The sequence below is a fragment of the Nostoc sp. MS1 genome (genome assembly GCF_019976755.1).
Lineage (GTDB): Bacteria > Cyanobacteriota > Cyanobacteriia > Cyanobacteriales > Nostocaceae > Trichormus.
The window spans coordinates 5,594,027-5,605,706 of record NZ_AP023441.1 but is presented as its reverse complement, the minus strand read 5'-3'; the positions used below and the strand labels follow the sequence as shown (position 1 = coordinate 5,605,706).

Genomic DNA, 11,680 nt, shown 5'->3' with positions numbered 1-11,680 from the left:
CAAGCAACGTCTTGAAAGGCTAGTTTGCAAAATATTATTATTCTCTAAAATTCTTGACTATTACTTAATGTAATTTAATGTGCCTCAATGTTAGGAATATTTTGATATAAGTCAAATTGCATTGCCAGTATTTCTATAAACTCTACTAAGGTGAGTTTATACAAATCTGTATCAGATTTAACTGTGCATATATTCATAATTTAAGGTTTTTGAATAACAGAATGTGGGATTTGACCCATTAGATGTCATTCCGATTGGCTAAAAGTTGTAGTTTGTTTGGTTTCTTCCATACCTATAAGTTAAAATAAATATACCTGTTATACATCTACATCTGCGGAAAATCACTTTCCGAGTTTGGAAGGGGATACTTTAGGTATTAGACCCACATTCTGTAAGAACTTACGCCTTAATTCGCGCTCAAGGGATTAACATAGCTTTGCGAGATGTTATTGTTAGTGCTAACCATCATCACCTGGGTTAAACGATGGTAGATGCACCAAGCCAAGATGTGCATGAAGGATCTTTGTCAGGCGATCGCAATATAGCAATTTAATATTAGCGGTTAAAATTTGGTAATATTCGCCGTAACAACCTCATTAAAGGAGATTCTATTTTCAGTTGAAAGGCGAGAATTTGATTACGTTGTATAGAATTAAAATTATTATCACTAATAAGAATTAAGGCTTTTTGTCCATTAGGTAGTGTAGGGCCAAGGGTTAAACCTTCTATATTATCTAGTGCCACATCTAAAGTACGTAAATCTAAAAGTAATTTTTTCTGGACTGGTTTGATGTTTTGAGAGTTAACTGCTAACAAACTATCTATATGTTGGATATCATCAGCGCCTTCCAGAAAAACTTGAAATAACGCGATATCAAAACCCAAACCTGTGAAACTTCGTTCTAGGCTCAAGAAGTGACCTTGATTATCTAACGCGAGTAAATCAGATAAGCCACTGGCAAATTTACCTGTTAAATTAAACAATGTTGATACGGGTTCTGTTTGGTAGAAAAACTCTTTTTCTGGTTGATTGGTTTTTAAATTATATTGCAAAATTCGGCAAGGACTGCCAACATTAGGTTGTGCGGCTGGGCCGTCTTGAATTAAAGCATTTTCTGTAGCTGTAAATAAATATTGATTATTAGGTGTAATAGTCAGACTTTCAAAAGCCAAGTTATTGCGGATACCTTGCTTACTATCTTTATCTGGTAAGAACTTTTCTGGTATCGGTAATGTTTTACTAACTTTACCTGAAGATAAAGGAAATTCTTTAATAAAAGGGGGAATTAATTTATTTACATCTCCTTCAGAGGAAATGAAGACAGTTTCCGCTTGAGTAACAGCAATTCCTTCTGTATCGGTTTCTCCAGGGGAAAAAGTTTGACCATTTTCGTTTAATAATGTAGTGACACCTACAGGCATCACACCTTTATCTTGTAGCTTACCTTGCCTTAAATCTATTTTGAAGGTGTAGAAACGCGCAGGTGCTTTTTGTCCTCTATCATCAGAAATGGCATAATAGAGGTCATTACTAGCATCATAGGTAATTCCAGATAATCCCCCTACTTCAGTCTTTTGAAATGACAACCCCTTCGGTAATGTAGCTTGTCCGATAAATTGAATGCTGCTAATTTCTACTGCACCTATCGCCACATTACTGAATAAGAAGCTAGCGGCTAAAACTCCAATAGTAAATGAAATCAATATTCGCCAATTTATCTTTTTTCTAATTATTTGCATATTTTATTTTAGTAGGACACAAGCTTTTGTAGCCCTAAGTGTAAAGCAGTTTTTACTATCAATTTACCAAGACTTAGACAATAAATAACTAATATTTTTCTATTTGCAAAACATAGCATTCACATTCTGGCAAATTATGTACCCAAAGGATTTGAGAACCATCAAATAAGGGAATTTCTACTTCCCACCACGTTCCACCACGTAAGCGACGATACCAACGGTAGCTCGATAGTGTTAAGTCTATGACTTCCATATAATCATATGTTGTTAAGAATGCAAGGTGGTTTTTGACGCATAAATATAGTAACCTATGTTTTTATATTTTTGTAAATATGATTGACAAATAAAGAATAATATCTGTGGTAATGATTATGAATGATAGGTAATTACAAACTATAATTACCTATCAGTTTCAGATGGATAATTTAGCGCCGACGCTTCACCAGTACAAATAATGCGATCGCACTCACACCTAATAGCCATCCACCAGAGGGTTCAGGTACACTAACTTTTAAGGGATTATTGGGTTTAGAGAGATTTTCCTTACCATTCTCTACTTTACGGTCAAAGCGATCGCTTTGGGCTTCTGCCTCTTTGAGTAAGCGTCTTTGTTCGTCATTGACTAATACCAGCATAGAGGAATAGGGACTGACAATCTGATACTTTTTAGCGATCGCGTGAATTGCGTCCAAACCTTTGAGATTGTCTAGCTTAATTTGTTTACTCAAGCCTAAAATTAATTGTCTAGCGGCTAAGGGAAGTAAATCATCTTGTTGATTGGTGGTTCTTGCTTCTAATGTTTGCCGATACCAAGCATAACCATTAACAACACTTACAACCGTATCACCTAAGACTGATTTTGTAGCTATTCTTTGCAACACCTCGGCAATATCAACACCAACACCACCGCCACTATCTTGTAATGATTTGATGATGCCATCGTTATAAGCCCCAGGCAATCTTCCTAAATGTACCATCCACAAAGGTGCAGAAATTGTAGGCGCAGTCTTATTGTTTTTCGACAGTTCATAACTGCCTTCATCACTTACCAATAAAACAGCATCATAACTTGTATTCCCACGCAAACTATTAAATTGTGCCAGCATTTCTTGGGGTTGAATTGTACCGTAGAAAGTGATTTTTTCCGGTAGGAATTGCTGGATATCATCTAATCGTTTGGGTGTAGTACCAGGGGAAGTAGTAAGATATAAATCCGCATCATTGTTGGTTAAATCATTATCAGCAAAGCCGTGTTGTTTCAACCAAGATAATGTTTGTGCCAATTCCTTGGTATGTTCACCCATGCTACGGGAGGTGTCGAGAACTAAGGCGATACGCTGATTTTTAGGTAAAGTGTAATCACCTTTAGATAAAGGTTTGGCTAATAATTTATAGCCTTCAGCTAAATTCACCTCATGCAATACAGGTTGAACTTTACCACTGGCGGGAATGTATGTTTCTAACCAAGCATTTTCTTTCAAACCTACTTCCTTACCGTTACGAATACGCTTAGTTTTATCTGTCCAAAAGATATTACGTCTTTCCCCCAAATCAGGCATCGCCCAACCTTTATCTTCTCCCATCACCTTATAAGTCAACCATAGGTGCATTTCGGTGGGGCGTGGTGGTTGTCCTTCTATTTGTTGTACATTGTTGGGAGGAATGGGAAAAGCCCGTAAACGATAATGTCTTGGCCCTACTTGTTCTAGTAAGGCTGGATCTACAGGGCGTTCTCGTCGCACTTGAGAATTATAAACTTTTTGGGCAGCACCGCGCGGAGAAACAACAAAGTTAAAGCGTTGGTTTAAGTTATTAGTATCACCCAACCATAAGCCCGTAATGACGGCGCTTTCCGGCAGAGAAAAGGAATAAAAAACTTCTTGAACTTCGGGTGTTTGGTTTTTGTAAACTTCGTACAATTCTACATCAGCCCAATCACCATGTTCTTTAACTGTGACTTGTTGTGATGCTAACCAAACCTTTTTCTCGTTGATATTTAATAAACCTGCCTTAACTTCTTGTTCGTTAAAAGTAGATTGTACTGCGTGACTAACTGCTGCTTTTTCAGCTTTTTGTAAAGGCGTATCAAAAAATTCTGCGTAAATGTTTTCTGCCTTAGCCGCATCTTTTTCAGAACCATTATATAAAAATGGCGACATAAGGAAATTATAAATTCCTTGCACACCATCAGCAGCCGACTTATTTAAGCCTAAAATATCACGATACATCACTGTAATGTGATTATTATCTTGCTTGCTGCTGAGATAGCGATAGGATGATAAATAAGCGTTAACTAAGCCTGTACGGATTTGTTCTGAATTGGCTATTAAGGTTTGGCGATCGCTATCATTTTTAGGCGCATTAGCTAACAAAGAAAAAGCTAATACTTGGGGCTGCTGTTGTAACGATATAAAAGTAACTGCAAATGCCACAATAACTGCACTAGCACCAACAAATGTCTTGTTTCTTCCATGTTCTGAAGCAAATGACCGTAAAATTTTAGCTCCAGAATGTACATACATTGCTGATAATGCCGATGGCATAGCAATAAACAATGTTGCACTAAAGCCAGTAAGAATTAACCACAGTAAAATAAATAATAAACCACCAATAAAAGCTGAATGGTATAACATATACCATAATGGCATTACCCATTCAAACTTGCAAAACTCTTTTATTAAGAATACGGCTAGAGGTAAGGCATAGAATAATAATACTGCACCTGCATAAATGCCAAATATCAGCATCAAAGTATGGGCTAACATTTGCACCCACTGCAATCCGTTCTTACGTCGAGAAGCATAACCCCAAAATAGTTCTCCCGCAAAAGCCGCTATACAAACACCCGTTGTCAGCATAATTTGACTGCTGGCTGGTGTCAGTTCCCGAATCAGAAATAACCGTAATAAACATAAGGTAAATAGCGGAGCTTCAACACCATAAAATAGCCGAATAAGTTGTAATGGCTGTTTGAGAAATCGCCAGCCACCGATAATACTAGCGATGGTAGGAATGGCAATTAAGGCTACAAGCGTTAAGGAAAATTCAGCAGGGATATCTCCTCTTAAAGTTGCTAAAAATAAAGGTACACCTACTAGCGGTAATATCAGTAAATAAACAAAAGATAAGAACGTCAGATTCCACAGCCAGAATATACCATAAAAACAAATATTCCAAAACAGCTTCACAGCCTTACTCCTCCTACCAAGTTTTAATTCGTAATATCAAATCCGGTCAGTTACTTACAATATTGTTGGTTTAATTAGTAGTGGGTGATTGCTTCGACAATTACCCATTACCAGCTACCAAGATATGATAAGTTTTTCAGCGAATACGATGTAATTTGTAATTAAGACGTTGCGGTTTTATTTAGGTTTCTACGTTTGTATCTGCTGCTTTGTTGTTGCAAATTGGTATTAAATTTATGATTCCCTAAAATGTGGTGCGATCGCACAAAGAAATCACAAAGCACTATCCTGACTTGGTTCTTTAGCTTGGAACACTTCTACACCCACCTGTGCAAATAGATTTGAGTTATCAAATCTATTGAGAATATTATAGGATTGAGGCAAAACAGTGGCGACTTCAAACGGTCTATTACCCACAAGCGCACTGCGGCTTTCGGTACGTACTACAATATGATTGTCACTAATCTCTAGTTCATACCGTTCACCATTCTGTTCACTGTAGCGAACTTGAACCATACCTAATCTCCTACTCTGAAGGATACTAAGCCTATGTATTTTGCGTGTAATTTTCAGTAGGGATCACAAATCACAGACGGCTTAGAAATAATTGCTTCTGGATACAAGTTATTAATTTGGTTTTCCCGAATAAAGTTGATAAGAATTGCAAATTTAGCCATTAGTCCATAGTTGTTTTCCCCTATTCCCATCCTGGGAGGGGTTAGGGGTGGGTTTCTTTCGCCACTCCCTTGTCTCTCCCATCTCTCCTACTCCCCACTTGCAATACGGTTCGGATAAGCATTTTGAACTAATAATTGGTTTAGGGAAAAGGTTAAAGGGTAAGGGTTAAAGGTTTTTTCTTCCCTTTTCCCCTTCGCCTTTCCCCTTTAACCGAACCGTATTGTCCCCACTTGTATCTTCGTTATTGAATTGAGTGATATTGCTCAAACATCTATCTAAGGAATGAATTTAACCCATGCCTAAAGGTAGTTATGTATCTAGTTAATATTTGTTAACTTAATTTAGAGTGTGTTTCCATAATGATGACAAAATTCCCAATAGCGAGTATTGGGAATTTTTTAATCGGCTATTTAGCATAGGTGAAGTATCAGTATGAAAGCAAACGAACTCCTAAAAAACTACGCTGCGGGTGAGAGAAATTTCACTGCTATCCACTTAAGTGAGGCAGACTTAAGGGGAGCAGAGTTAAGTGGTGTAATTTTCGATCAAGCTGTTTTAGATGGAGCGGATCTTAGAGATGCTAATTTAGCGGGTAGTAGTTTAGTAGAAGCAGATTTGAATGGCGCAGATTTAAGAAATGCTAACCTCTCAGGTAGTAATTTAGGCGGTGCAATTCTAGATGGTGCAATTCTAGATGGTGCGATTTTAGATGGTGCTAATTTAAGCAAAGCTAATTTGACTGTTGCCAAACTAATTCAAGCCAATCTCAGTGAAGCAGAGTTGCAAGAAGCTAACTTGCAAGCAGCAAACTTGGATAGGGCCGATCTCAGTGGTGCAGATTTAACTGTGGCTGACTTGGAACAGGCAAATCTCAACCAAGCTGATTTGAGTCAAGCTAATCTCAACGGCGCAAATTTAGAAGGAGCTAATGTAGAAGGCACAATTTTAGATCAATAGAATAGTACAGGCGTATATTCGTAAAAATCTACGCCTGTACAGGTGAGTTATGCGCTGCCAATGTAATTAATTTTCATAAAATCTCTAATAAGGACTACAACTAATAGATTCAATACCCTTAGTTGAAGCTAAGATAGAGACTCTATATTGTGTTGGACAAGTTTCAACTAAGTTATCTTTTCTAATTTGTATTTCCTGATAAAGATAGCAACTTTGAAACTGACCTTTATCATCAAAAGATATTAACTTTTTAGCTTGGCAATAAAAATTAGCTGTTCCTGTATTAGAATGAGAAACCTGCACAGTTGTATCTTGATCAAGTATACAACTTGCTAAGGAACCGTTCTGATAATTACTAATTGTCCCTGAGCCACATACAATTGAGGCATGAGCAGGTAGAGCAATAATAGCATTGATAGATAACAACCCCAAAGATGAAGCTAGAATTGCTAAAGATTGGGAGAAAGATTTCATATAAATAAAGTAGATTCTTGCAAACATAGTTATTCTATTAATTTTTATATTTCAACTTCAACAGTTAATTCACTGAAAAATATTAACTATAACTTTAATTTTTTTTGATATTGAAAATGAGCCAAATATTTTTTTAGAATGAAATGCTATTAACAGCAATGTCAAGATCCTATACAAATAACAGATGACGGACGTACCATAACAAATGTTCAATGAAAATAGATATATAAAGTCAATATAAAGACAAAAATGAGCCAGTACATCAACAAGCATTAAACGGGTTGATTTGTCTTGTATATTTACGGTTAATAGCAAGTAGTCAAAATTGAGAAACAGATACAAGCTTTCAAAGCGTAGCAAAGTTTGGCTTTCTTAATGAGCGAATTTTGAATTGGTATTACCTATAAAAACTTCTCGCAAATGCGCCGATCGCTCTCAGTCAAAGCTGTATTATTTTGCAAATAATCTTTGACTAGATTGCAGGCATATTTTATGGCATTCAAGTTGGCGATTCGTGGTATATTCCACAAAATCAGGGTATTGTCATCACCGCCAGAAGCGAGGATTGTACCATCGCGGCTGATAGCGATCTTTCTAATAGCGGCGCTATGTCCGGTGAGAGTTGTAATTTCTGTACCATCCAGTTTCCAAAGCTTGACGGTAGCATCTACACTACCAGAAGCCAGTATTTTACCAGTGCCTGACGGCAGGCTATCGCCAACGGGACTAAATGCTACTCCCCATACGGCTGCTGTATGACCTTTAAAGGTTCTCAGCAGTTTACCCTCAATTGTCCACAACTTCATAGTATTATCGCCACTGGCAGTAGCTACCATTTTACTGTCAGGACTGAAGGTAACTCTCCATACACCTGCTTTGTGTCCAACCAGTGTTGTCACTAATTTCCCATCTAATGTCCAAACTTTTGCAGTTCCATCAGCACTAGCAGTAGCCACCATTTTACTATCGGGACTAAAGGTAACTTGCCAAACTTCCGCCTGATGCCCTCTGAGAATTTGCCGTGTAGGCTGATTAAGCTTCCATATTTGAGCTATCTTATCAACATTAGCAACAGCGATCGCTTTTCCATCAGGACTTAATACTGCTCCTGTAATTTTACCTTGAGTATCTTTATAGGTAGCTACAGTAGTATTGTCTGATCGCTTGACTGTGACTGTATCATCGTAAGCGGGAAAAGCGATTAACTTGCCATCATCACTGAATGAAACCTCGAAAACCACTTTGTTTTGTGTGAAAGTCTTGAGCAATTTGCCTTGGCGACTCCAAAATTTAATTTTGTTTTCGTGGCTGGCTGTGGCGATGGTGGAACTATCGCGGCTAATTGCTATTGACCAAATACCCCCACTATGGGCGATCGCATTTTGGGAAAATGGATTTTGGCTTTGCCAGAGTCGGACAAGGTTTTCTGCACCCGCCGAGGCAATGAAGCTGCCATCAGGACTATAAGTGGTTCCCCAAATAGACGCACTATGACCTTGGAGTGTTCTTAGTTGTGTACCATCAATGTTCCACAGTTTAATTGTTTTGTCGAGACTAGCAGAAGCTATTGTTTGCCCATCTGGACTAAAAGCAACTCCCGTAACTCCCGCACTATGACCTGTAAGTGTCTTATCTAGGCGGTAATTGCCTGTGGAATCTCGCCGCCATAGTTTGACGGTTTTGTCTTCACTAGCCGAAGCAAGCGTTTGTCCATCAGGACTGAAGGCTACTCCTACCACCCAAGCTGCGTGACCTGTAAGCGGCTGTAAGGTTTTGGCGTTTTGCCAACCGGAACCATCTCTTTGCCAAAGTCTCACTGTACCATCTAGATTCGTGGCGGCGACGGTTTGAGCATCGGGACTAAATGCCACACCCCAAAATCCAGCTTTGTAACCAGCAAAAGTTTTGAGTAAAGTCCCGTCCAATTTCCAAAGCCTTACTGTTTTATCCCAACCAGTAGAAACTAAAAAGTGACCATCCTGGCTAAAGGCGACTCCCCAGACTGAAGCGGTATGACCTTGAAAAGTCTTGAGTAAAGTCCCGTCTCGTTTCCAAAGTCTAATAGTACCATCCTCGCTGGCTGAGGCCAGCATTTGACCATCAGGACTAAATTTAACGGCTCTCACTCCCCCCTGATGACCTGCGAGGGTGGCGACTTCTTTACCATCACGCTGCCAAAGTTTGATAGTTCTATCTAGACTGGCTGAAGCAATCAGAGAACTATCAGGACTAATATCTACTCCCATCACAGCTGCGGTATGACCTGAAAAACGGTTATATTCATCTGCACTATAAACAGCTTGTCGCAGTACCTTCTCTGCCTGCTTGTTTACCTCTGGGTTAGGTTTTTCTAGTTGTTGTAGTCGATATTTGGCTTTAATTGCTTCTAAGATGGCATCTAACTTACGATTTGAGGCGAATCTTCCCTCGGAACTTGATATAAGTGCTTGAATTTCGCTGGTTTTAGCTTGAATTTCGCTGGTTTTGGCTTGGCAGTACATCATGTAAATGCCTATAGCCAAAGCGGTGGAAATAAAGAACTTAATACACATTCCCGTCAGCAGCAATCTTTGCACTCTAGCTGTTTTTTTCTCTTGTGCTAGCCGCGTTTCTACTTCTTGTAGTCGTGCTGCTTCTAATCCGTTTTGAATTTCGCGCTGTTCGTATTCTTGACTAGCTGCAAGGAAACGATAATCCAAATCGCTCAAACTTTTACCCTGCGACCAACTTTGAGCATCTTTGAGCGCTTGTCCTCGCAATAACCGTGACTCATCTTGATAATTCGATGCTATCCAAGCATTGAAGACTTGAGAATAAGGACGGAGATTGTCTAAGTGCCTAATTACCCATTGATGATTAAAAACATGACGATATATAGAATTTTTAATTTTCAGATAACCATTGTGTTTCTCAACTACACCAGATAGTAATAATTCTTTTTGTTCTTGACTATCATCAATCTCTATGGGTAGATTAGTCGCTTCTGCTTGCAGTACCTGTTGATAAATGCCTAATAACCTGCTGGCGCGTTGTTCATTGAATAAAAGGCGATCGCGAATTGTTCGCAGGTGTTCTGGTTCATCTTTGCTTTCCCAATATTGAATAATCTGCCTTTGTACCAGTTGTTCTACCCAATAGCCAGCTATAGCTGGAGGTAAATCAATTTTCCCGTTTGGTGTTTCCCATGCAGCTTTGACAACTAACTGACAAAGTTTTTGTGTGAGGAATGGTTGTCCACCTGTCCAGTCAATAATTTTCTCTAATACTGCTTGTGGTTGACTAACTACTTCTTCTAACCCTTTAAGTAATGGCGTAGCTTCAATGAGTGTAAAACCATACAACTGAATTGCTGTACCAATATTAAAGGGTGTACGGCGCTTATCAGTGATTAAATCAGATGGAGTAACCACCCCAAACACGGCAAATCCTAAACTTAGGAATCTTGGGTCGTGCGCTCTTTGGTTATAACAATAACGAATCCAAGCAAAGAAGTCACTGACCGAAAAACTCAAACTCAATAAGCTATCAATTTCATCAATAAATATAAATATACGTTCACTTTGCTGATGCGATAGTAGCAATTCTTCTACGAACTGATTTAACTTTTGTACAGGAGAAAGACCAGCCTGCATTTCCCACCATTGTTTAAAATTGACTTTTACAGCCAAATTTAAACTATAAAAAAGGCTAATAATGATCCCTTTGTACCATTGTTCAGAGGTTGTATCTTCGCTACCCAAGCGTGTCACATCTATATATATACATGTATAACCCTCTTGAGTCAGATGATGACTTGTACGATGTAGTAAAGACGACTTCCCCATCTGACGAGAATTGAAAACGTAACAAAAATTACCAGCTTTCAAGCTAGTGTAAAGTTGTTCGTCCGCCTGACGCATAACATAATTAGGATCATCACTAGGGAGACTACCACCAACCTGATATTTCATGTTACTTTAGGGATCTTCAAAAGCAGAAAAATTCTCTACTTTGAGAATTTCTGCTTACATTTAAGAATAAAAAATACAATAATCGCATCAGCATATTACTATAAAAATATGGTTTCTTTAGCACATCAGTTGACTATTTTTTATATTAAATGTCTTAAATGTCTTAAATGTCTGACAAGTTTTTTAAAATTTTTTAAATGTCTTATCTGTCCTTGCTTTTTTACTTAAAAAGTTAGACTATATTGTTAGTTAATTTTATAGTGTCATTAGCAATACTTACGAGGTTATTTGCAAAATAGTTTAGTAATATAGAAATCTGATTTGATTTCTGTATCCCCTACGGGAGCGTAGCCATAAAATTCTCAGTATCTGTAGTTATATCCTAAAAAATCGGTTTTGATGACTTAATTTACTTCGTGTAGACAAAGAAAGCCAAACAGCTAGTAACTTGATAATAGTTAATTGCACAAGTTGATCATTGGTTTGCGTTACCCTTTCTTGAGCAAGTGCTATGTGGAAAAATTTAGGTCTATTTGCAAGCAAAAAATAATCAAGGGAATTGAACATGGCAAAACAATTCCGTTGATTAACTGCTGTAGGTAGCAACTGTACCTACATATAGGATTCATATTTGATTTCTGAAACAGTCTCAGTAAAATTTTTGTTCCCTGTTCCCTCCCGTCACGGGTAATT

7 protein-coding genes and 1 pseudogene are annotated in these 11,680 nt (G+C 38.1%); 1 reads left to right on the top strand and 7 read right to left on the bottom strand.

The window, feature by feature from the left end:
• Positions 1-74: 74 nt before the first annotated feature.
• The 5 genes and pseudogenes from NSMS1_RS35175 to NSMS1_RS24095 all read right to left on the bottom strand — a co-directional run.
• Complete coding sequence (locus tag NSMS1_RS35175) at positions 75-197, bottom strand: hypothetical protein (RefSeq protein ID WP_263432536.1); 123 nt, start codon at positions 195-197, stop codon at positions 75-77.
• Positions 198-555: 358 nt separating this feature from the next.
• Complete coding sequence (locus NSMS1_RS24110; protein ID WP_224087225.1) at positions 556-1,740, bottom strand: esterase-like activity of phytase family protein; 1,185 nt, start codon at positions 1,738-1,740, stop codon at positions 556-558.
• Between the two features lie 88 nt (positions 1,741-1,828).
• Positions 1,829-1,993 (bottom strand): hypothetical protein, encoded by a 165-nt coding sequence (locus NSMS1_RS24105; protein WP_224087224.1) that lies wholly within the window; start codon positions 1,991-1,993, stop codon positions 1,829-1,831.
• Between the two features lie 172 nt (positions 1,994-2,165).
• Positions 2,166-4,928, bottom strand: coding sequence for a TIGR02921 family PEP-CTERM protein (locus NSMS1_RS24100; protein WP_224087223.1), 2,763 nt, complete (start codon positions 4,926-4,928; stop codon positions 2,166-2,168).
• Positions 4,929-5,204: 276 nt separating this feature from the next.
• Positions 5,205-5,444, bottom strand: a pseudogene (locus tag NSMS1_RS24095) (peptidase S8); the annotation flags it as partial.
• Between the two features lie 594 nt (positions 5,445-6,038).
• Between NSMS1_RS24095 and NSMS1_RS24090 the strand changes: the two are divergent.
• Positions 6,039-6,563 carry a pentapeptide repeat-containing protein gene (locus NSMS1_RS24090; RefSeq protein ID WP_224087222.1) on the top strand — a complete coding sequence of 175 codons (525 nt, stop codon included), beginning with the start codon at positions 6,039-6,041 and terminating at the stop codon, positions 6,561-6,563.
• Between the two features lie 84 nt (positions 6,564-6,647).
• On the opposite strand, the gene NSMS1_RS24085 is transcribed toward NSMS1_RS24090, so the two are convergent.
• Together NSMS1_RS24085 and NSMS1_RS24080 are read right to left on the bottom strand one after the other, a co-directional pair.
• Entirely contained in the window at positions 6,648-7,064 is a 417-nt protein-coding gene (locus tag NSMS1_RS24085; protein ID WP_224087221.1) for a hypothetical protein, read from the bottom strand.
• 374 nt (positions 7,065-7,438) lie between these two features.
• The gene (locus NSMS1_RS24080) at positions 7,439-10,987 is read right to left on the bottom strand and encodes an AAA-like domain-containing protein (protein WP_224087220.1); all 3,549 of its coding nucleotides are present in this window, start codon (positions 10,985-10,987) and stop codon (positions 7,439-7,441) included.
• Positions 10,988-11,680: the final 693 nt, after the last annotated feature.